Annotated in this window: 19 protein-coding genes, 1 other RNA gene and 1 pseudogene; 11 read left to right on the top strand and 10 right to left on the bottom strand. The window is 49.5% G+C overall.

The genetic code is table 11. From position 1 onward, the window contains the following. Positions 1-78: 78 nt before the first annotated feature. The 9 genes from sufE to FEK47_RS01400 all read right to left on the bottom strand — a co-directional run bounded on the left by sufE (position 79) and on the right by FEK47_RS01400 (position 9,895). Positions 79-495, bottom strand: a complete 417-nt coding sequence (gene sufE / locus FEK47_RS01360; protein WP_130257781.1) for a cysteine desulfuration protein SufE — start codon at positions 493-495, stop codon at positions 79-81. 12 nt (positions 496-507) lie between these two features. Next, entirely contained in the window at positions 508-1,728 is a 1,221-nt protein-coding gene (gene sufS, locus FEK47_RS01365; protein WP_135487727.1) for a cysteine desulfurase SufS, read from the bottom strand. Beyond that, positions 1,725-2,996 (bottom strand): Fe-S cluster assembly protein SufD, encoded by a 1,272-nt coding sequence (sufD, locus tag FEK47_RS01370; RefSeq protein ID WP_135487726.1) that lies wholly within the window; start codon positions 2,994-2,996, stop codon positions 1,725-1,727. Before sufD ends, sufS begins: the two co-directional genes overlap by 4 nt. Then, positions 2,971-3,717: a Fe-S cluster assembly ATPase SufC gene (gene sufC / locus FEK47_RS01375; protein ID WP_135487725.1), complete on the bottom strand. Its 747-nt coding sequence runs from the start codon at positions 3,715-3,717 to the stop codon at positions 2,971-2,973. The genes sufD and sufC overlap by 26 nt, the downstream gene beginning before the upstream one ends. Before the next feature lie 9 nt (positions 3,718-3,726). Next, on the bottom strand, positions 3,727-5,214 hold the full coding sequence (gene sufB / locus FEK47_RS01380) for a Fe-S cluster assembly protein SufB (protein WP_135487724.1): 1,488 nt from the start codon (positions 5,212-5,214) through the stop codon (positions 3,727-3,729). Between the two features lie 8 nt (positions 5,215-5,222). Beyond that, positions 5,223-5,591 (bottom strand): Fe-S cluster assembly scaffold SufA, encoded by a 369-nt coding sequence (gene sufA / locus FEK47_RS01385; protein ID WP_135487723.1) that lies wholly within the window; start codon positions 5,589-5,591, stop codon positions 5,223-5,225. A 553-nt stretch (positions 5,592-6,144) separates the two neighbouring features. Beyond that, positions 6,145-6,333: a YdiH family protein gene (locus FEK47_RS01390; RefSeq protein WP_088376204.1), complete on the bottom strand. Its 189-nt coding sequence runs from the start codon at positions 6,331-6,333 to the stop codon at positions 6,145-6,147. Between the two features lie 98 nt (positions 6,334-6,431). Continuing rightward, positions 6,432-6,842, bottom strand: a complete 411-nt coding sequence (menI, locus tag FEK47_RS01395; protein WP_000637986.1) for a 1,4-dihydroxy-2-naphthoyl-CoA hydrolase — start codon at positions 6,840-6,842, stop codon at positions 6,432-6,434. Further along, a complete protein-coding gene (locus tag FEK47_RS01400) occupies positions 6,839-9,895 on the bottom strand; it encodes an FAD-binding and (Fe-S)-binding domain-containing protein (protein WP_130224687.1) in 3,057 nt (1,018 codons plus the stop codon). The genes menI and FEK47_RS01400 overlap by 4 nt, the downstream gene beginning before the upstream one ends. Positions 9,896-10,283: 388 nt before the next feature. Here FEK47_RS01400 and ydiK point away from each other — a divergent pair, with 388 nt between their 5' ends. The 9 genes and pseudogenes from ydiK (at position 10,284) to FEK47_RS01445 (ending at position 19,558) form a co-directional block, all read left to right on the top strand. Then, entirely contained in the window at positions 10,284-11,396 is a 1,113-nt protein-coding gene (ydiK, locus tag FEK47_RS01405) for an AI-2E family transporter YdiK (RefSeq protein ID WP_000248636.1), read from the top strand. Positions 11,397-11,581: 185 nt separating this feature from the next. Then, positions 11,582-11,689, top strand: an RNA gene (rprA, locus tag FEK47_RS01410) — antisense sRNA RprA. A 134-nt stretch (positions 11,690-11,823) separates the two neighbouring features. Then, positions 11,824-12,180, top strand: a complete 357-nt coding sequence (locus FEK47_RS01415) for a YdiL family protein (protein WP_135487722.1) — start codon at positions 11,824-11,826, stop codon at positions 12,178-12,180. A 97-nt stretch (positions 12,181-12,277) separates the two neighbouring features. Beyond that, complete coding sequence (locus tag FEK47_RS01420) at positions 12,278-13,492, top strand: MFS transporter (RefSeq protein ID WP_135487721.1); 1,215 nt, start codon at positions 12,278-12,280, stop codon at positions 13,490-13,492. A 226-nt stretch (positions 13,493-13,718) separates the two neighbouring features. Next, a pseudogene (locus FEK47_RS01425) lies at positions 13,719-14,985 on the top strand (MFS transporter). 11 nt (positions 14,986-14,996) lie between these two features. Next, positions 14,997-15,863: a quinate/shikimate dehydrogenase gene (gene ydiB, locus FEK47_RS01430; protein WP_135487720.1), complete on the top strand. Its 867-nt coding sequence runs from the start codon at positions 14,997-14,999 to the stop codon at positions 15,861-15,863. A 30-nt stretch (positions 15,864-15,893) separates the two neighbouring features. Beyond that, positions 15,894-16,652 (top strand): type I 3-dehydroquinate dehydratase, encoded by a 759-nt coding sequence (gene aroD, locus FEK47_RS01435; protein ID WP_130218927.1) that lies wholly within the window; start codon positions 15,894-15,896, stop codon positions 16,650-16,652. Between the two features lie 145 nt (positions 16,653-16,797). Continuing rightward, positions 16,798-18,393: an acyl CoA:acetate/3-ketoacid CoA transferase gene (locus FEK47_RS01440; RefSeq protein WP_138183077.1), complete on the top strand. Its 1,596-nt coding sequence runs from the start codon at positions 16,798-16,800 to the stop codon at positions 18,391-18,393. Between the two features lie 13 nt (positions 18,394-18,406). Next, entirely contained in the window at positions 18,407-19,558 is a 1,152-nt protein-coding gene (locus FEK47_RS01445; RefSeq protein ID WP_000347861.1) for an acyl-CoA dehydrogenase, read from the top strand. Positions 19,559-19,601: 43 nt separating this feature from the next. Here the strand turns inward: FEK47_RS01445 and FEK47_RS01450 are convergent, their stop codons facing one another. Beyond that, positions 19,602-20,513: an AraC family transcriptional regulator gene (locus tag FEK47_RS01450; RefSeq protein ID WP_135487719.1), complete on the bottom strand. Its 912-nt coding sequence runs from the start codon at positions 20,511-20,513 to the stop codon at positions 19,602-19,604. A gap of 315 nt (positions 20,514-20,828) precedes the next feature. Here FEK47_RS01450 and FEK47_RS01455 point away from each other — a divergent pair, with 315 nt between their 5' ends. Both FEK47_RS01455 and FEK47_RS01460 read left to right on the top strand, forming a co-directional pair. Next, entirely contained in the window at positions 20,829-21,590 is a 762-nt protein-coding gene (locus FEK47_RS01455; protein ID WP_135487718.1) for an electron transfer flavoprotein, read from the top strand. A gap of 19 nt (positions 21,591-21,609) precedes the next feature. Further along, the gene (locus FEK47_RS01460; RefSeq protein ID WP_135487717.1) at positions 21,610-22,548 is read left to right on the top strand and encodes an electron transfer flavoprotein subunit alpha; all 939 of its coding nucleotides are present in this window, start codon (positions 21,610-21,612) and stop codon (positions 22,546-22,548) included. Positions 22,549-22,556 lie beyond the last annotated feature (8 nt).

A 22,556-nucleotide genomic window follows, 5' to 3' on the forward strand; every position in this document is an offset into this window, starting at 1 on the left:
AAACACTCCTGTGCAGGCCAGTGTAAACATCGACCACCCGGCAAAGTGAGCCTACCGGATGAAAGCTGTTCCTTTAGTTTAGCTAAGTGCAGCGGCTTTGGCGCGAATTGCGCGAATCATCGCTTCCAGACCTTGTGAGCGTGATGGAGTGAGATGTTGGGTGAGCGCCATTTTTTCAAACCACGGGCGCACATCGAAATTAACAATATCCTGCGGCGTCATTTGATCGTAGAGAATAAAAACGACCGCAATAAGCCCTTTCACAATGGCCGCATCGCTGTCGCCCTGCAATTCAATAATTCCCTGCGCATTCTGGCGCATTACAATCCATACCTGACTCTGGCATCCCTGAATACTATTTTGCGGGCTTCTGTCTTCGTCGCCTAATTCCGGCAGACGCTGTCCCAGTTCAATAATGTAGAGATATTTCTCTTCCCAGTTGGTGCAGCGTAAAAAGTTACGCAGCAATTTTTCTTTATCCGGCAATACAGCCATAGAGCCTCCCTTTTACCCCAGTAGACGATGAATACGTTGCAATCCAGTTACCAGACGATCCACTTCTTCATGGGTGTTGTACATTGCCAGCGACGCCCGACACATCGCGGGGACGTTGTAATAGGCCATTAATGGCATTGCGCAGTGATGTCCGGTACGCACAGCAATACCGTAGTTATCAAGAAAACTGCCGACGTCATAGGCGTGGTGTTTACCGAGATTAAAGGCAATAACGCCAAGTCTGTCCGGCGGACCATAGAGCGTAAGATCCGGCACCACAGCCAACTGCGACAATGCATAATGCATCAGATTTTGTTCATACTCGGCTATGTTATTAAGCCCAAGCGCCGAAACATACTCCAGCGCCGCGCCAAGGCCAATAATACCTCCGGTATTGGGCGTACCGGCTTCAAACCGCCACGGCGCTTTGGTCCAGGTAGTGCCTTCACTCAGGCTGACGGTGGCAATCATAGAACCGCCACCTTCCCACGGCGGCATCTCCTGCAACAAGGCTTCTTTGACATACAGCACGCCAATGCCGGTGGGACCATACAGTTTATGCCCGGAAAACACGTAAAAATCGCAATCCAGTGCCTGAACATCCACCGGATGATGCATCACCGCCTGAGCGCCATCCACCAGCACTTTTGCGCCATGCTGGTGCGCAAGCGTGATCATTTCCGCCAACGGATTTTCTGTGCCAAGCACGTTGGAGACATGAGTAATTGCCAGCAGGCGAGTTTTCTCATCAAACAGCGTAGGCAGCGTCTCCAGTTGCAGCGTGCCGTCAGGGTTAAGCGGGATCACACGCAACTCTGCGCCAACACGGGCGCAAAGCATTTGCCAGGGAACAATATTGGCATGATGTTCCATTTGACTAATGATGATATTGTCGCCTGATCTCACATTGCTGTTGCCCCAGCTATTGGCGACCAGGTTAATCCCTTCCGTCGTGCCGCGGACGAACACCAGCTCTTCCGCCGAACGAGCATTAATAAACAGCGACGCACGCTTGCGCACGTTCTCCATTTTCTCGGTCGCCTGGGCGCTTAAGGTATGAATACCGCGATGCACCGCCGCGTAGCCGTGACGATAAAACTCGGCCTCGGCGTCAATCACCTGGCTCGGTTTCTGCGCACTGGCGGCGCTGTCGAGATAAGCCAGTGGCAGACCGTTCACCTCACGCGAAAGCACCGGAAAGTCGGCCCGCACTTTGTCGACGGAAAAAGTCATCTTGCACCTCCCGGCAGCCGTTGACCGATTCGGGCCAGCACCTGCTGTTTGAGCCCATCATCACGCAATGCTTCCGTCAGTTCGGCGGCAAAGGCGTAGATAATCATCTGCTGGGCATCCTGTTGATTGATCCCGCGCGAACGCAGATAGAACATCTGTTCGTTATCAATACGCCCCACCGTCGCACCGTGGCTGCATTTCACATCATCAGCATAGATTTCCAGCTGTGGTTTGGTATCCACTTCCGCCAGTTTACCCATCAGCAGATTATTGTTGGTCATCTGGCCATCAGTCTTGATGGCGTGCTGCGCGACGTTGATCAAACCGTTAAACACCGCGCGACCTTTGTCGCTGACGATAGTTTTGTGCAGCTGGCGGCTATTGCAAAAACCTTTATTGTGTTCCAGCCAGGTGCGGGTATCACACACTTCGTTTTTCACCGGCATCGCCAGGCTATTGATGCGCAGCGTGCTGTTTTCGCCATTGAGTTGCGTACTGGTGTTGTGTCGTAACACGGCGCCGCCAAGCAGGAAACTGTGGCTAAATGCCGTGGCATCGTCTGCCAGCAGCAAGTCATTATGCGCAAAGTGGTGGCTGACCGGGTTTTCAAACGCCAGCTTGATATGCTGCAAGTGGGCGTTCGCTGCGACGTTGATAGTGAACCGTGCGCCGGTGAAATGACGAGCATCATTAAGACTGACAAAATGTTCAATCACCGTTGCTTCGGCACCTTCCGCCAGATCCAGATGATGCCGGTAATGGGCAGTGTTTACCTCTTCACCTGCCACGCCCTGGGTAATATGCATTAACAGCAATGGCTTCGCAGGCCGTTGACCGCGCTTGACAGCGATATGCGTAACGCTTTGTGCCAGACTTTCCGTCAGATGCAGAAACACTTCCGCCTGAATGGCATCAGGCAATCCCTGACGGTTGTCGTTAATGCTCACTTCATACCCGCTGCCTTCGGTTGCATCGCTCAGCGCGGGCACGTAACGTCCATCGACAAACACCAGCCGCACGGCGTCTAACGTTAACGCTAAGGCATCGCGTTGTTGCGGGGATATCTCACCCGCAATGCTGACAAACTGGCTATTGGTCAGCCCTTCCAGCGGCGTATATTTCCAGTGCTCATGTTTACGTGTCGGCAGCCCGGTACGCAGCAATTGTTGTAAATGCTGCTGTGCTTCTGGAGAACGTTTCGCCCCTTCAGCTTCAAACAAGTGATGCCACTGTTGCAGCGCGTTACTGCTGTTCGGTAAGCCAGCCATAACCCTGCTCCTCCAGTTGTTTGACCAACGTGAAATCACCGGATTTCACAATTCGCCCCTGATACAGAACATGGACGTAATCAGGCTTGATATAGTCAAGAATGCGTTGGTAGTGCGTAACAATGATGAATGAACGCTTGCCGTCACGCAGCGAGTTCACGCCATCGGCGACCACCTTTAATGCGTCGATATCGAGCCCGGAGTCCGACTCATCAAGAATGCACAGTTCCGGTTCCAGCACCGCCATTTGCAAAATATCGTTGCGCTTTTTCTCACCACCAGAAAAACCAACGTTGACCGAACGCGTGAGTAAATCTTCCGGCATCTTCAGGAGAGCAATTTTTTCTTCCATCAAATCCTGAAAATCAAAGCGGTCGAGCGTTTCCTGGCCGCGATAGCTGCGCACCGCATTAAGTGCCGTTTGCAGAAAAAACTGGTTACTGACGCCGGGAATTTCCACCGGATACTGGAAGGCCATAAAAATGCCTTCACCTGCACGATCTTCCGGCGACAGCGCAAGCAAATCTTTGCCTTTAAACTTAACCGTGCCGCCCGTCACTTCATAATCTTCGCGCCCGGCAAGCGTTGCCGATAAGGTACTTTTACCCGAACCGTTTGGCCCCATAATGGCGTGAACTTCACCGGGACGAACGTCGAGGCTTAATCCACGCAGGATAGCTTTATCTTCCACGCTGACGTGTAACTCTTTAATACTTAACATGTTTATTCCTTATCCGACGCTGTGTTCAAGACTGATGGCGAGGAGTTTTTGTGCTTCAACGGCAAATTCCAGCGGCAGTTCCGAGAATACGTCTTTGCAGAAGCCGTTAACAATCATCGAGATAGCGTCTTCTTCGCTGATCCCGCGTTGCAGGCAGTAAAACAGTTGATCTTCACCAATACGTGATGTCGTTGCCTCGTGCTCCAGTTGTGCGCTGTTATTGCGACATTCGACATACGGGAAGGTATGCGCCCCACAATTAGCGCCAATCAGCATTGAATCGCACTGAGTGAAATTGCGCGCATTGGTTGCCGTCGGCATGATTTTCACTAAGCCGCGATAACTGTTCTGACTATGTCCGGCAGAGATCCCTTTCGAGATAATGGTCGATTTGGTGTTTTTACCGATGTGGATCATCTTGGTACCGGTATCCGCTTGCTGATGACCGCTGGTCAGCGCAACTGAGTAAAACTCACCAATGGAGTTATCGCCGCGCAAAATGCAGCTGGGATATTTCCACGTAATCGCTGACCCGGTTTCTGATTGCGTCCATGACATTTTGCTGTTTTCGCCTTCGCACAAAGCACGCTTGGTGACGAAATTGAGAATACCGCCGGTATTGTTATCGCCAGGAAACCAGTTTTGTACCGTGGAATATTTCACCTCGGCGTTTTTATGGATGATGACTTCCACCACCGCCGCGTGTAACTGATAGCTGTCACGCACCGGAGCGGAACAGCCTTCAATGTAGCTGACGTAGCTGTCTTCATCGGCCACCAGAATGGTGCGCTCAAACTGCCCGGTTTTTTCCGCGTTAATGCGGAAATAGGTGGAGAGCTCCATCGGGCAGCGCACGCCTTTAGGCACATGAATAAACGTACCGTCAGAGGCTACCGCCGCATTAAGCGCGGCAAAGAAGTTGTCATTCCCCGGCACCACGGTGCCGAGATATTTACGCACCAGTTCCGGGTGATCGTGAATCGCCTCGCCAAAGGAACAGAAGATAATTCCCTGCTCCGCCAGCTTTTCGCGATAAGTGGTGGCAACCGAAACAGAGTCGAAAATGGCATCCACCGCCACCTCTTTGCCTTCCCGCACGGGAACGCCTAGCTGCTCAAACGCCGCCTCCACCTCTTTACTTAAAAAGGCGTTCGCGCCAGTTTGCTGCACCGCGCCGGGTTCAGACGCGCAGTTGTCGTCACAATTACCGCACGATGGTGCCGAGTAGTAGCTGTAATCCTGATAATTCAGCTTGTCGTAGTGCGCTTTCAGCCAGTGCGGCTCTTCCATCTCCAGCCATGCGCGATAGGCGCTGAGACGAAACTCCAGCATCCACTCCGGCTCATTACGCTTCGCCGAAATTGCGCGCACCACCTCTTCGTTTATCCCCTTTGCCAACTCATCGGTGGCTAACTGGGTGAAGAATCCTTCTTTATAATTCAGCGGGCCGCCGGTCCAGGTTTTGACATCGTCAGTTGCTTCAGTATTACGAGACATAGTACCGCCTATACCCCAAAGCTTTCGCCACAGCCACATTCATTCTGGGCTTTCGGGTTGTGAAATTTGAATATCTGATTGAGTCCTTCGCGAACGAAATCGACTTCCGTGCCATCAATAAACGGCATCGCTTGCAGCGGAACGAACAGCTTCGCGCCGTCGTGTTCAAACAGCAGATCATCTTTCTCTGGCTCGCAAACACTGTCGAGCACATAGCCAAAGCCCGCGCAGCCTGTTTGTTTGACGCCTAAACGCACGCCAACCATGCCCGACTGCTTCGCGACTAAATCACGTATATGCGCCGCGGCTGCGGGTGTTAACGTTAAGCCTTGCCAGGCGAAATCCTGTGGATTAAACGTTCCTGAATGCATGTCCATCGATTTACCTCACTTCATCGCTTTCAGCGTATAACAGCATGTTAGTGATAATGATTATCAGTTCAACCCAACAAACGCAGGGGCTTTAGCGTAAAACATGCTTTTTTCCTGTATTTAATAAGCATAGACCCTGATGAGAGGGTTAACAGGCATGCTAAGAATTAGGTATCTCATTGTTAGATAATGATTATTATCGAACTGGCGTTAAGGCTGTGATGGAAAAGAAAAAGTTGTATCGAAAATGACTATTTAAGAGATAGGTAAAAAAGTGGCGAGTTCAGAAATAAGAAAACCCTTAAGTCTGTGCATCACAGGCTTAAGGGCTTCTACCCCATCCGGCGCTTATCTCCGGCACTCATAGTGGCTTAGCTCTTGAAGGGGCGATAAGAATAATCTCATAAGACTACGTCGCCGTTTTAACACAAACTGCGATTTGTATTATTTTTGAGCAATATCAGGCAGGTAACAACGGGAGGACGGTCAGAAAATAATCGTCAGACCTGGACAGATGTTAATCCAGGTCGATGGGCGTTCAGACTATGTTCAGTAGGGATTAATGCACGCCCAGACGCCAGGCGAAGTAGATTTCTTCTTTCAGTTCCGTAGACGAAAGAGTAAGCAGATCAGCAAATTCAAGTTCTAGTTGTTTCAGACGCTTGAGATATTGAGCGGGTGAAAGATTGCTTTGGTCACGGCGTAAAAATTCGATAGCCAGCTGGGTGGGATTAAGTTGAGTAGACATAGCATCCTCGCTTTAGACAAGACCTGCACAGTATACCACCGTTTACTGCGCAGATAATAACCAAAAGCAATATGCATCACACTTTTCTGGTGACAACGTCACAAAATGGCGGTCGTCAATCGTGACGAACAGCACAAACGCCCTTTCTCATCGAAGATTTCAATCTGCCAGACCTGGTGACGCGAACCGAGATGCAACGGTTTGCATACGCCGCGCACCCGCCCTTCTCGTGCCGAGCGGACGTGGTTAGCATTGATTTCCAGGCCAACCACTTTTTGCTCGCCTTCGGTACATAAATACCCGGCAACGGAACCGATACTTTCGGCCAGCACCACGGATGCCCCGCCATGTAGCAGCCCAAAAGGCTGCTTTGTCCGCGAGTCTACTGGCATTGTCGCTTCAAGGGTGTCATCACCAATATGTTCAAAACGAATATCCAGCAACCCCACCATGTTTCCTTCACCCATAGCATTCAGTGCTTCCAGGGTGATTTTACGTTTCCATATCATTTAATAATCTCCAGTAATGCCTGCACGGGATGGCGTACCCCCGTCCCTTCAACCCGTTTAACCTGGCTGCGGCAAGAATACCCGGTCGCCAGACAGCGATTACGCGGTAGACGCTGCATTGCCTGATGCCAGGATAACTCATAGATCCCGAGCGAGTTTTTATGGTTTTTCGCCTCATGTCCGTAAGTCCCTGCCATGCCGCAGCAACCCACGCTGACATTTTCCAGTTTCGCGCCAAAACGGGCAAATATCGCGGCCCATTGTGCTGGCGCCCCCGGCAAGGCGGTAACTTCAGTACAGTGACCAAAGAAATACCATGATTCACCGCTGACTGCTGTCACTGGCTGTGACTGAAGCGCGCTTGCCAGCCATTCATTCGCCAGTAAGACGTTAAACTCGCCACGCGCCTCGCCCAGAGCCAGTTTATATTCATCGCGATAACAGAGCACCAGAGCCGGATCGACCCCCACCATTGGCATCCCCAGTTTCGCCATACGGTTGAGAAAATCCGCCGTCTTTTTCGCCGTCTTCGCAAAACGATTAAGAAAGCCTTTGATATGCTGCGCTTTACCATTCGGTGAGAATGGCAACAGCACTGGCTGGAAACCTAATTTTTCGACCAGACGAACAAAATCCGCCACCACCTGCGCATCGTAATAACTGGTGAAAGGATCCTGCACTACCAGCACCGTGCGTGCTTTCTGTTCTGAACTGAGCGCTTCAAGCTGTTCCAGCGTCATGTTTGCCGAGCGATGCCCCACCATTTGTTGTTGCAGCGACGGCACTGAAAGCAGCGGCAAATCGACCATACCGATGTGTTTTTCCGAGAGTTTGCGCACCAGCGGCTGGTTAATGAAGAAGTTAAAAGTCTTTGGCGCACGCGCCATCAGCGGTGCGTAACTTTCGACCGTTGCCACCAGATGATCGCGCAATGGGCGTAGATAGCGCGTGTGATAGAGTTGCAAGAAACGAGAGCGAAACTCCGGTACGTCAATTTTGATCGGACACTGAGTCGAACACGCTTTACAGGCCAGGCAGCCCGACATCGCCTCTTTCACTTCGTGCGAGAAGTCATATTCGCCCTTATTTGCATGCCAGCTATTGCGCATACGGGCAATTAACGTGCGCAAGCTGACGCCAGACTCTGGTAGCTCTTGCTCCAGTTTTAGAGGGTCAACGCCGCGATCCGCCAGCAAACGTAACCATTCACGCACCAGTGTTGCACGCCCTTTCGGTGAATGAATGCGGTTCTGAGTTATCTTCATTGACGGACACATCGGGCTGCGGGCATCAAAGTTGAAGCACAAACCGTTGCCATTACATTCCATAGCGCCGCGCCACTGCTGGCGTACCGCGATGGGGATTTGTCGGTCATACGTGCCACGCTTTACCGCGTCCACTTTCATCATTGGCGCGTCAATACCTTCTGGTGGGCAGATTTTCCCTGGATTTAGTCGGTTATGCGGATCAAACGCCGCTTTAACCTTACGCAGTTCTGCGAAAAGCTCCTCACCGAAAAACGCCGGACTGTATTCGGCACGAAAACCTTTACCGTGCTCGCCCCATAACAAGCCACCGTATTTTGCAGTCAGCGCCACCACGTCATCAGAGATTTGCTTCATCAACATCTCTTGTTGCGGATCGCACATATCCAGCGCCGGACGGACGTGCAAGACACCTGCGTCGACGTGGCCAAACATGCCATAACTTAAACCGTGGCTGTCGAGCAGTGCGCGAAATTCAGCAATATAATCTGCCAGATGTTCCGGCGGTACGCAGGTATCCTCAGCAAACGGAATTGGCTTAGCGGCACCTTTGGCATTGCCGAGCAGGCCGACGGCTTTTTTGCGCATTGCATAAATACGCTCAACACCTGCCAGCTCACTGCACACCTGCCAGCCGATCACCCCTGCCTGCTGGCTGGCAATCAGTTCATCCAGCCGCGCACAGAGTGAATTTACCCGCTCGTCAATCAGCGCCTCATCATCTCCGGCAAATTCAACAATGTTCAGCCCGAGCATCTCTTTGTCTGGCACATTGGTAATCAGTTCGCTGACGGAATGCCAGACAATATCTTCCCGCGCCAGATTCAGCACTTTTGAGTCCACCGTCTCTACCGAAAGCGCACGCGCCTCAACCATAAACGGCGCATTACGCAGCGCGGAGTCAAAAGAGTCATATTTGACGTTCACCAGACGGCGCACTTTAGGCAAGCGCGTAATATCCAGCCGCGCTTCGGTAATAAAGGCCAGCGTCCCTTCTGATCCGGTCAGAATGCGCGTCAGGTCGAACTCGGTCATTTCATCGTTAAAGACATGACGCAGATCGTAACCGGTAAGAAAACGGTTAAGTTTGGGAAATTTGTCGATGATTAACTGGCGTTGCTGACGGCAACGTTGATAGACAGTGTTGTAGATCCGCCCAATCGTGGTATTGGTTTTACCCAGCGTTTCAGCAAGTTCGACGGGTAAAGGTTGCGTATCGAGAATATCGCCCCCCAACAACACCGCCCGCACGCCCAACACGTGATCTGACGTTTTGCCATAGACCAGCGATCCCTGACCTGATGCATCGGTATTGATCATCCCGCCGAGCGTTGCCCGGTTGCTGGTCGAAAGTTCTGGTGCAAAAAAGTAGCCGAACGGTTTCAGGTACTGATTGAGTTGGTCTTTTATCACCCCGGCCTCAACGCGCACCCAGCCCTCTTCAGGGTTAATTTCGATGATGCGGTTCATATGGCGGGACATATCAACAATAATCCCCTGGTTGAGCGCCTGACCGTTAGTGCCGGTGCCGCCGCCGCGGGGGGTAAAGATCAGCGATGTATAGCGTTCCTGGGCGGCAAGACGGGCGATCAGCGCCACATCTGCGGTTGAACGCGGAAATACCACCGCATCGGGGAGAAGTTGGTAAATACTGTTGTCGGTCGACATTGTCAGACGATCGGCATAACTTGTCGCCGTATCGCCGGTAAAACCTTGTTGCTCCAGCTCTTGCAAAAAATTAAGCACCAGTTGAACGACGCCGGGTGCCTGGGAAATCTGTGGAATCATTATATTGACCCTTTCCTGCGGTCTGTGATGTAGGTCGATACACTGTTCTTTCAGGCTGCTGCAATAGCACACTGAAAGGTGATGTTTGTTTACTCTATGGATTTCGAGTTGCAGGAAGGCGGCAAGCGAGTGAACTCCAGGAGCTTACAAAAGTAAGTGACTGGGGTGAACGAACGTAGCCGCAGCACATGCCACTTGAAATACGACGAGTAAATCGTTTGCGTGTTACCTGAGTTGTTGTACCACATTTTTTTCTAACACGCCCATCAGAATTAAGGGCAGAATCGGCCTGTTAAAAACCGCTGAAATTGCTCATCATTATGCAGGTGAGTTTCGCGTGTTCACGTCGCGTCGACGATTTGACGCACAAAAAAGGTGAAAAGTAGTTATGGTAAATGTTCGTCAGCCCAGGGATGTCGCACAAATTCTGCTTTCGGTGCTGTTTTTAGCCATCATGATTGTGGCATGTCTGTGGATCGTTCAACCCTTTATTCTCGGCTTCGCATGGGCCGGTACGGTGGTTATCGCCACCTGGCCGGTATTGTTACGTTTGCAAAAGATCATGTTTGGCCGCCGCTCTCTCGCCGTTCTGGTAATGACGTTGCTCCTGGTGATGGTGTTTATCATCCCTATTGCTTTGCTGGTTAACAGTATCGTCGACGGCAGTGGCCCGTTAATTAAGGCCATCTCCAGTGGAGATATGACATTACCGGATTTAGCGTGGCTTAATACCATTCCGGTGATTGGCGCGAAGCTGTACGCAGGCTGGCACAATTTGCTGGATATGGGCGGCACGGCAATTATGGCGAAAGTCCGTCCTTATATTGGCACCACCACAACCTGGTTCGTTGGGCAGGCGGCGCATATCGGGCGCTTTATGGTGCATTGTGCGCTGATGCTTCTCTTCAGCGCCCTGCTGTACTGGCGCGGTGAACAGGTGGCGCAAGGCATCCGCCATTTTGCGACCCGTCTGGCGGGCGTTCGTGGTGATGCGGCAGTTCTGCTGGCGGCACAAGCTATCCGCGCGGTGGCCCTGGGCGTTGTGGTGACTGCGTTAGTGCAGGCAGTGCTTGGCGGTATCGGTCTGGCCGTTTCCGGTGTGCCTTACGCCACGCTGCTAACGGTATTAATGATCCTCTCCTGCCTTGTTCAGCTAGGCCCGCTGCCAGTGTTGATTCCGGCGATTATATGGCTCTACTGGACCGGCGATACCACCTGGGGAACGGTATTGTTAGTGTGGAGCGGTGTGGTTGGCACTCTGGATAACGTCATCCGCCCAATGTTAATTCGCATGGGCGCAGATTTACCGCTGATTCTGATCCTCTCCGGGGTTATTGGTGGTTTGATTGCTTTCGGTATGATCGGTCTGTTTATTGGTCCGGTACTACTGGCTGTTTCCTGGCGTCTGTTTGCCGCGTGGGTTGAAGAAGTCCCGCCGCCGACTGACCAACCAGAGGAAATTCTCGAAGAGCTGGGCGAAATCGAGAAACCGAATAAGTAATTTCTCATCAGGCGGCTCTGCCGCCTGATTGTTAATCACTGCTAATTGATATTTCATTCCTCCAGTCCGTATTTTCCTGCTTACCGCCATTCAGCTGGCAGTATCTGTCGCAAATCCTTTACAGTTTTTAAACTAATGAGACGAATCTGATCGACGCAAAAAGTCCGTATGCCTACTATTAGCTCACGGTTATAAATCAACATATTGATTTATAAGCATGGAAATCCCCTGAGTGAAACAACGAATTGCTGTGTGTAGTCTTTGCCCATCTCCCACGATGGGCTTTTTTTTAACATTTTTTGCTTCATTACCCCGCCTCTCGTTCTTTCCAATAATGTTGCACAAGATACTGTGACTCTCTTCAAGCCGTAAGCAGGCTGATAATGTTATTTATATTTTATTCTTTTTTTCATGCAGCCAATACACGATGAACGCTTATGAACTCCAGGCACTACGCCATATTTTTGCCATGACTATTGATGAATGCGCGACCTGGATTGCCCAGTCCGGTGACAGTGAAAACTGGCGTCAGTGGGAAAATGGCAAATGCGCCATTCCTGATTGTGTGGTCGAGCAACTGTTGGCTATGCGTCAGCAAAGAAAAAAACATCTTCGTGCCATCATAGAGAAAATAAATAACCGCATCGGCAACAACACCATGCGTTTTTTCCCCGACTTAACCGCGTTTCAACAAGTCTACCCTGACGGCAATTTTATTGACTGGAAGATTTACCAGTCTGTTGCAGCTGAATTATATGCTCACGATCTGGAACGCCTGTGTTGATATTTTAACGGGATACAACGGACGTCATGACAAAAATAATAAACGGATGCTGACATAACAACAGCAACTTTTTAAGCAATATTGCTAAGTAGATCTTATGAAAAATCCCTATCTCCCTACCGCACTGGGGCTGTATTTCAATTACCTGGTGCATGGTATGGGCGTCATTTTGATGAGCCTGAATATGGCCTCGCTTGAGACGCTTTGGCAGACCAATGCCGCAGGCGTTTCGATTGTTATTTCATCATTAGGTATAGGACGATTGAGTGTCTTGCTTTTTGCAGGATTATTATCCGATCGCTTTGGTCGCTGCCCTTTTATTATTCTGGGTATGTGCTGCTATATGGCCTTCTTTTTTGGCATCCTGCACACCAATAACATCATTATTGCTTATGCTTTTGGTTTCCTGGCGGGCATGGCGAACAGTTTTCTCGATGCTGGTACCTATCCCAGTTTGATGGAGGCCTTTCCTCATTCACCGGGTACAGCCAATATTTTAATTAAAGCCTTTGTCTCCAGCGGGCAATTTTTATTGCCGCTAATTATCAGTCTGTTAGTGTGGGCTGAACTGTGGTTCGGTTGGTCTTTTATGATTGCCGCAGCAATTATGATCGTTAACGGTCTGTTTTTATATCGCTGTACTTTTCCACCACATCCGGGCCGTCGCTTGCCTGTGATAAAGAAAGCGACCACTTCCGCGGGGCATCGCTGCTCAATTATTGATTTAGCCAGTTACACCCTCTATGGCTATATTTCAATGGCAACCTTTTATCTGGTTAGCCAGTGGCTGGCACAATACGGGCAATTTGTCGCTGGCATGTCATACACCATGTCGATCAAATTACTCAGTATCTATACCGTGGGTTCGCTGCTGTGTGTATTTATTACTGCTCCACTCATTCGTAAAACCGTTCACTCAACAACATTGTTGATGCTGTACACTTTTATCTCATTTATCGCCCTGCTCACCGTCTGCCTGCATCCCACATTTTATGTGGTGATAATATTTGCTTTCGTCATCGGTTTTACCTCCGCAGGTGGTGTTGTACAAATTGGCCTGACGTTAATGGCGGAACGTTTTCCCCATGCCAAAGGAAAAGCAACGGGGATCTATTACAGTGCGGGCAGCATTGCAACATTTACCATTCCGTTGATTACGGCTCATCTTTCGCAAAGAAGTATTGCCGATATTATGTGGTTCGATACCGCCATCGCTGCTATCGGCTTTTTACTGGCGCTGTTTATTGGCGTACGCAGTCGAAAAGAAGCACAACATCCATCATTAAAGGAGAATGTTGCTACGGGCGGGTAATGCAATATTCTTTTCAGGTCATGCAAGATCTTACGGATAAATTACTCTTTCTGCGCTAATTAAGGAAAATCGCGATCAAAAACAAACTATCACATGCAATATTCCTGGAAACATAAACTTTATGCCATGTACCCAGAGAAAATCATCTTCAGTATAGTGATTATGAAAACCGTCGAAATACAACACGGACGGTAACAAAATTATCTTTCAGCAAGGAGCTGTGAAAATGTCTCAAAATAAGGCTTTCAGCACGCCATTTATCCTGGCTGTTCTTTGTATTTACTTCAGTTATTTCCTGCACGGCATTAGTGTTATTACGCTTGCACAAAATATGTCATCTCTGGCAGAAAAATTTTCGACCGATAACGCCGGTATCGCCTATTTAATTTCTGGTATCGGTCTGGGCCGTCTGATAAGTATTTTATTCTTCGGTGTAATCTCCGATAAATTTGGTCGGCGAGCAGTAATATTCATGGCCGTTGCCATGTATATGCTGTTTTTCTTTGGTATTCCGGCCTGCCCAAGTTTAGCTCTCGCTTACGGTCTGGCAGTGTGCGTTGGTATCGCCAACTCGGCCCTGGATACCGGTGGATATCCGGCGTTGATGGAATGCTTCCCGAAAGCCTCGGGTTCAGCCGTAATATTGGTTAAGGCGATGATATCGTTCGGGCAAATGCTCTATCCGATGCTGGTGAGTTATATGCTGTTGAATAACATCTGGTACGGTTATGGGCTGATTATTCCAGGCATTCTGTTTGTGCTGATCACGCTGCTGCTATTGAAAAGCAAATTCCCAGGTCAGTTGGTGGATGCCAGCGTAGCTGGTGAACTACCGCAAATGAACAGTAAGCCGTTAGTCTGGCTGGAAGGTGTTTCATCAGTACTGTTCGGTGTTGCCGCGTTCTCGACCTTTTATGTAATTGTCGTGTGGATGCCCAAATATGCGATGGCATTTGCCGGTATGTCGGAATCCGAGGCATTAAAAACTATCTCTTATTACAGTATGGGTTCGCTGGTCTGTGTCTTTATTTTTGCCGCCCTATTGAAAAAAATGGTACGTCCCATCTGGGCTAACGTGTTTAACTCAGCGCTGGCAACGGTAACCGCTGCTATCATTTATCTGTACCCTTCTCCACTGGTCTGTAATGCCGGGGCTTTTGTTATCGGTTTTTCTGCTGCTGGCGGTATTTTACAGCTTGGCGTTTCAGTCATGTCCGAGTTTTTTCCAAAAAGCAAAGCCAAAGTCACCAGTATTTATATGATGATGGGTGGTCTGGCCAATTTTGTTATTCCGCTGATTACCGGTTATCTGTCGAATATCGGCCTGCAATACATCATCGTTCTCGATTTTACTTTCGCGCTGCTGGCCCTGATTACCGCAATTATTGTTTTCATCCGCTATTACCGCGTTTTCATTATTCCTGAAAATGATGTCCGGTTTGGCGAACGCAATCTTAGCACCCCGGTTAAACACAATTAAGCAAAAAAATTAGAGGAGTTAATTATGGATGTTACCGCTAAATACGAATTGATTGGCCTGATGGCCTATCCTATTCGCCACAGTTTATCGCCTGAAATGCAAAACAAAGCCTTAGAAAAAGCGGGATTGCCATTTACCTATATGGCCTTTGAAGTGGATAACGATAGCTTTGCCGGCGCAATTGAAGGCTTAAAAGCCTTAAAAATGCGCGGAACCGGTGTGTCGATGCCTAACAAACAACTGGCGTGTGAATATGTTGATGAATTAACACCTGCGGCAAAACTGGTTGGCGCTATCAATACCATCGTCAATGATGACGGCTACCTGCGCGGCTATAACACCGACGGCACGGGCCATATTCGCGCCATTAAAGAGAGCGGTTTTGATATCAAAGGCAAAACGATGGTGCTGCTAGGTGCCGGTGGTGCCTCAACGGCGATTGGTGCGCAGGGCGCGATTGAAGGTTTAAAAGAGATTAAAATCTTCAACCGTCGGGATGAATTCTTCGATAAAGCCCTCGCCTTCGCGCAGCGGGTCAACGAAAACACCGATTGTGTCGTCACCGTTACCGATCTGGCCGATCAGCAAGCCTTTGCTGAAGCCCTGGCTTGCGCCGATATTTTAACCAACGGCACAAAAGTGGGTATGAAGCCTCTTGAAAATGAATCATTAGTTAACGATGTCAGTATGTTACACCCAGGGCTGCTGGTCACTGAATGCGTGTATAACCCGCATATGACGAAGTTATTGCAGCAGGCGCAACAAGCAGGTTGCAAAACGATTGATGGATACGGCATGTTGTTGTGGCAAGGGGCTGAACAGTTCACGTTATGGACTGGCAAAGATTTCCCTCTGGAATACGTTAAACAGGTCATGGGGTTCGGCGCCTGACAGGCTGACCGCGTGCAGAAAGGGTAAAAAATGAAAACCGTAACAGTAAAAGATCTCGTCATTGGCACGGGCGCACCAAAAATCATCGTCTCGCTGATGGCGAAAGATATCGCCAGCGTGAAATCTGAAGCTCTCGCCTATCGTGAAGCGGACTTTGATATTCTGGAATGGCGTGTGGACCACTTTGCCGACCTCTCCAGCGTGGAGTCTGTCATGGCCGCGGCAAAAATCCTCCGTGAGGTAATGCCAGAAAAACCGCTGCTGTTTACCTTCCGTAGCGCTAAAGAAGGCGGTGAGCAGGCGATTTCCACTGAGGCTTATATTGCACTCAATCGCGCAGCCATCGACAGCGGTCTGGTCGATATGATCGATCTGGAGTTATTTACCGGCGATGATCAGGTTAAAGAAACCGTCGCCTATGCACATGCGCATGATGTGAAGGTTGTCATGTCCAACCATGACTTCCATAAAACGCCGGAAGCCGAAGAGATTATTGCCCGTTTGCGTAAAATGCAGTCCTTCGACGCCGATATTCCTAAAATTGCGTTGATGCCGCAAAGCACCAGCGATGTCCTGACGTTGCTTGCCGCTACCCTGGAGATGCAGGAGCAGTATGCCGATCGTCCAATCATCACGATGTCGATGGCAAAAACTGGCGTAATTTCCCGTCTGGCTGGTGAAGTATTTGGTTCGGCCGCAACGTTTGGCGCAGTAAAAAAAGCCTCTGCGCCTGGGCAAATATCGGTGAATGATTTGCGCACAGTATTAACTATTTTGCACCAGGCGTAATAAATAACGTACCGGCGGGAGTAACCTTCCCCGCCGTATTAAAAAAATATTTTTAAAGAGTATGTGATAAAAATATTCTGTGGGTTTCTGTGCGCTATTTTTAATGCTTGCGCAGAGAAATCCATACCTGAATCAGGAAAAAATAATGAAACCTGTAAAACCACCTCGTATTAATGGACGCGTGCCGGTCCTGTCGGCACAGGAAGCGGTAAGTTATATTCCCGACGAAGCAACGCTTTGTGTATTAGGTGCAGGTGGCGGTATTCTGGAAGCCACCACATTAATTACCGCTCTTGCTGACAAATATAAACAAACCCAGACACCGCGTAATTTATCGATTATTAGCCCTACAGGGCTTGGCGATCGCGCCGATCGGGGTATTAGTCCGCTGGCGCAAGAAGGCCTGGTGAAATGGGCATTATGCGGCCATTGGGGACAATCACCGCGTATTTCTGAACTCGCAGAACAAAATAAAATTGTTGCCTATAACTATCCACAAGGTGTGCTCACTCAAACATTGCGCGCTGCTGCTGCCCACCAGCCAGGAATTATTAGCGATATTGGTATCGGAACGTTTGTCGACCCTCGCCAGCAAGGCGGCAAACTGAATGAAGTGACTAAAGAAGATCTGATTAAACTGGTCGAGTTTGATAATAAAGAATATCTCTATTACAAAGCGATCGCTCCAGATATTGCCTTTATTCGTGCCACCACCTGCGACAGCGAAGGCTACGCCACCTTTGAAGATGAAGTGATGTATCTCGACGCATTGGTTATTGCCCAGGCGGTGCACAATAACGGTGGTATCGTGATGATGCAGGTGCAGAAGATAGTTAAGAAAGCCACGCTGCATCCTAAAGCTGTCCGTATTCCAGGTTATCTTATCGATATTGTGGTGGTCGATCCGGACCAAACCCAACTGTATGGCGGTGCGCCAGTTAATCGTTTTATTTCTGGTGACTTCACCCTGGATGATAGTACCCAACTTAGCTTGCCTCTTAATCAGCGTAAATTAGTCGCGCGGCGCGCATTGTTTGAAATGCGCAAAGGTGCTGTGGGGAATGTTGGTGTCGGTATTGCCGACGGTATTGGCCTGGTCGCCCGGGAAGAAGGTTGTGCTGATGACTTTATTCTGACGGTGGAAACAGGCCCAATTGGCGGTATTACTTCGCAAGGTATCGCCTTTGGCGCGAACGTGAATACCCGCGCCATTCTGGATATGACTTCCCAGTTCGATTTTTACCACGGCGGTGGTCTGGATGTCTGTTATTTGAGTTTTGCCGAAGTCGACCAGCACGGTAACGTCGGTGTGCATAAATTCAATGGCAAAATCATGGGTACAGGTGGATTTATTGATATCAGTGCCACCTCGAAGAAAATCATTTTCTGCGGCACGTTAACTGCAGGCAGTTTAAAAACAGAAATTGCCGATGGTAAATTAAATATCGTCCAGGAAGGACGGGTAAATAAATTTATCCGTGAACTACCGGAAATTACTTTTAGCGGAAAAATCGCGCTCGAACGGGGACTGGATGTTCGTTACATCACCGAACGTGCTGTATTCACTCTGAAAGAAGACGGCCTGCATTTAATCGAAATCGCCCCTGGCGTCGATTTACAAAAAGATATTCTCGACAAAATGGATTTCACCCCAGTTATTTCGCCAGAACTGAAAATGATGGACGAAAGATTATTTATCGATGCGGCGATGGGTTTTGTCCTGCCTGAAGCGGCTCATTAACAGGAGTATCACGATGGATTTTTCTTTAACTGAAGAACAAGAACTGCTGCTGGCCAGTATTCGCGAACTGATTACAACTAACTTTCCGGAAGAGTATTTCCGCACCTGCGATCAAAACGGTACATATCCGCGTGAGTTTATGCGGGCGCTGGCGGATAACGGCATTTCTATGCTTGGCGTGCCGGAAGAGTTCGGCGGCATCCCTGCGGATTACGTCACTCAGATGCTGGCGCTGATGGAAGTGTCAAAATGCGGTGCTCCGGCGTTTTTGATTACCAACGGTCAGTGTATTCACAGCATGCGCCGTTTCGGTTCTGAGGAGCAGCTACGTAAAACGGCAGAAAGCACCCTGGAAACCGGCGACCCCGCCTATGCCCTGGCGTTGACGGAACCCGGTGCTGGCTCAGATAACAACAGCGCCACCACCACTTACACGCGTAAAAATGGCAAGGTTTACATCAACGGACAGAAAACCTTTATTACCGGTGCGAAAGAGTACCCGTATATGCTGGTGTTGGCGCGCGATCCAGAACCGAAAGATCCGAAAAAAGCCTTCACCCTGTGGTGGGTTGAGTCCAGTAAGCCCGGCATTAAGATCAATCCGCTGCATAAAATCGGCTGGCATATGCTTAGCACCTGCGAAGTTTATCTCGACAACGTGGAAGTTGAAGAGAGCGACATGGTAGGCGAAGAAGGAATGGGTTTCCTCAATGTGATGTACAACTTTGAGATGGAGCGCCTGATCAACGCCGCGCGCAGCACCGGCTTTGCCGAATGCGCATTCGAAGATGCCGCACGCTATGCCAACCAGCGTATCGCTTTTGGTAAGCCAATTGGTCATAACCAGATGATCCAGGAAAAGCTGGCACTGATGGCGATTAAGATCGACAACATGCGCAATATGGTGCTGAAAGTAGCGTGGCAAGCTGATCAGCATCAGTCACTGCGCACCAGCGCGGCGCTGGCAAAACTGTACTGCGCGCGTACTGCGATGGAAGTCATTGACGATGCGATTCAAATCATGGGCGGTCTGGGCTACACCGATGAGGCGCGCGTCTCCCGCTTCTGGCGTGATGTTCGCTGTGAACGGATTGGCGGTGGTACTGACGAGATTATGATTTACGTTGCAGGTCGGCAGATCCTGAAAGATTACCAGAATAAATAATCTTCAGGCGGCGCAGCTTCTGACAAAAACTGCGCCGCCAGATTTATCCGGCAAGACTTACAGGTTCAGAAAATTCAGATAAGATTTCTTGTTCCGCAAAACAATTTTTAAATTGTTTGCGGTAATCACTGGGCGAACAGCCAACATGGCGCAAAAACAGTTTGGCAAAATGATCGACATTTTCATAACCCACGCGCCAGGAGATCTCTGCCTGCGACATATCAGTGTTGGTCAACAGCCATTTTGCTTCCGTCATACGCCGTTGAATGACGTAGTTAATGGGGGAAATGCGATACTCTTTAGTAAATTCATGGCAAATATAACTGACGCTGGCACGAAATTTTTTCGATAACTGTTCTAAAGTAATTTTTTCGCGGTAATTATTATTAAGATAAAAGAGAATATCTTTTATCAGAACATCTTTTTTAATATACCCCTGCTCCGAACGATAAGCATTTTTAAAGTTTTCGTAATAGAGAATCGCTAACGTATAGGAAAATGCATCCCACACTGAAGATGTGTTGCCATTTTTACTTTGCGGTAAAATCACACTTAATTCATTAAAAAGCGTTTTGATGACCTCTTTTCCCTGCCCTGCGGCAATTACCGGACAGGAATGCGGTTGCAGTAACTGATTTTCTTCTGCGCCCTGAAACTGAAAACCGTATAGCGCACAGGTACAGGTCGTTGCCGGGTCGTTAGCGTCTGAAGCTACCGCGTGCAGTCTGCCACGTTCTATCACCACAATGTCATCGGCATGTGCCACATAGAGCGAAGAATCAATGGTAAATCTTGCCACTCCTTTCTTAACATAAATCAGCTCGGTTTCATTATCATGAACGTGATGTCCCGACTCCCATTTAGGATCGTCACTAAACGCAAAGCGCGAAAGTCGTGGCGTTTTACCGGCGACAAACAGCACTTCGCTGGCATTATCAAAACAGCGTTGATACATGACAACCTCCCTATTCCATGAGCAAGCAAAAACAATATATGCCGGATAAAATACGGCGTGTATTGCGGTTATACAACCGCGTTTAGCGAGAGCTAAACAAGATTATTTACACTGAATGCAAGATAGTACGTCCACGACGGCATAATATTGCCGCTTATTGCGCTTTTGTTTTAACGATCTCATTTTTTTTGCAAGATTGTTTGCAAGGAAAACAGATTGCTCCGTCGAAAACCCCGTCCTGCTATCGCACACTATTTTCAGGCCATTTTTACCTTCCATCGGAGATGGTTCCGTATGCGACCCACAGGAGAAATCATGAAAATAATAACCTGCTTTAAGCTGGTGCCTGAAGAACAGGACATTGTTGTCACTCCCGAGTACACCCTCAATTTCGACAATGCCGACGCCAAAATTAGCCAGTTCGATCTCAATGCCATTGAAGCTGCAAGCCAGCTTGCAACGGATGATGAGATAGCCGCGCTGACCGTTGGCGGTTCATTGTTGCAGAACTCAAAAGTGCGTAAAGACGTGTTATCCCGCGGACCGCACTGTCTGTATATGGTGCAGGATGCCCAGCTTGAGTATGCACTCCCCCTTGATACGGCTAAGGCCCTGGCCGCGGCGGCAGAAAAGATCGGCTTCGATTTACTGATCTTCGGTGAAGGTTCTGGCGATCTCTATGCCCAACAGGTTGGCCTGCTGGTGGGAGAAATGTTGCAACTTCCGGTGATCAACACGGTGAGTGCCATTCAGCGTCAGGGGAATACGCTGGTAGTTGAACGCACTCTTGAAGATGAAGTTGAAGTGATCGAACTCGCTGTTCCAGCCGTTCTGTGCGTCACGTCCGATATTAACGTGCCACGCATTCCATCGATGAAAGCCATTCTCGGTGCGGGCAAAAAAACGGTACATCAGTGGCAGGCGAGTGATATCGGCTGGAGCCAGGCCACGCCGCTTGCTGAACTGATCGGCGTTCGCGTACCGCCGCAAACAGAACGCAAACACATCATTCTCGATAACGATTCGCCGGAAGCCATTGCCGAGCTGGCGGAACATCTGAAGAAAGCCCTGAACTAAAGCCAACGGAGAAGAAACGATGAGTCAATTAAACAACGTCTGGGTCTTTAGCGATAATCCTGAACGTTATGCCGAACTGTTTGGCGGCGCGCAGCAATGGGGCCAACAGGTGTATGCCATTGTACAAAATACCGACCAGGCACAGGCTGTTATGCCTTATGGTCCAAAATGTATTTATGTTCTTGAGCAAAACGATGCACTGCAACGCACTGAAAATTACTCTGAAAGCATTGCTGCCCTGCTGAAAGATAAACACACCTCTATGTTGCTGCTGGCCGCGACGAAACGCGGTAAAGCGCTGGCTGCACGGTTAAGTGTGCAACTGAATGCGGCGCTGGTGAACGATGCCACTGCGGTTGATGTGGTCGATAGTCACGTTTACGCCGAGCACCGTATGTATGGCGGACTGGCGTTCGCCCAGGAAAAGATCAATAGCCCGCTGGCGATCATTACCCTTGCACCCGGTGTTCAGGAACCGTGCACCAGTGACGCCTCGCATCAGTGTCCGATTGAAACTGTGCCTTACGTTTCTCCGCGTCATGAAATTCTTAGTCGCGAACGCCGTGCGAAAGCGGCAAGCAGCGTGGACCTGAGCAAAGCAAAACGTGTGGTTGGCGTTGGTCGTGGTCTGGCGGCGCAGGATGACCTGAAAATGGTCCACGAACTGGCAGCGGCACTCAATGCTGAAGTCGGTTGTTCACGCCCGATTGCCGAAGGCGAGAACTGGATGGAGCGTGAACGTTATATCGGTGTCTCCGGCGTGTTGCTGAAATCCGATCTCTACCTGACGCTGGGGATCTCCGGGCAGATCCAACATATGGTTGGCGGCAATGGCGCAAAAGTGATTGTCGCCATCAATAAAGATAAAAACGCGCCAATCTTCAACTATGCCGACTACGGTCTGGTGGGCGATATCTACAAAGTCGTCCCTGCCCTGATTAGCCAGTTGAGCCGCTAATTCCCTTT

The organism is Escherichia sp. E3659 (genome assembly GCF_005781135.1).
Lineage (GTDB): Bacteria > Pseudomonadota > Gammaproteobacteria > Enterobacterales > Enterobacteriaceae > Escherichia.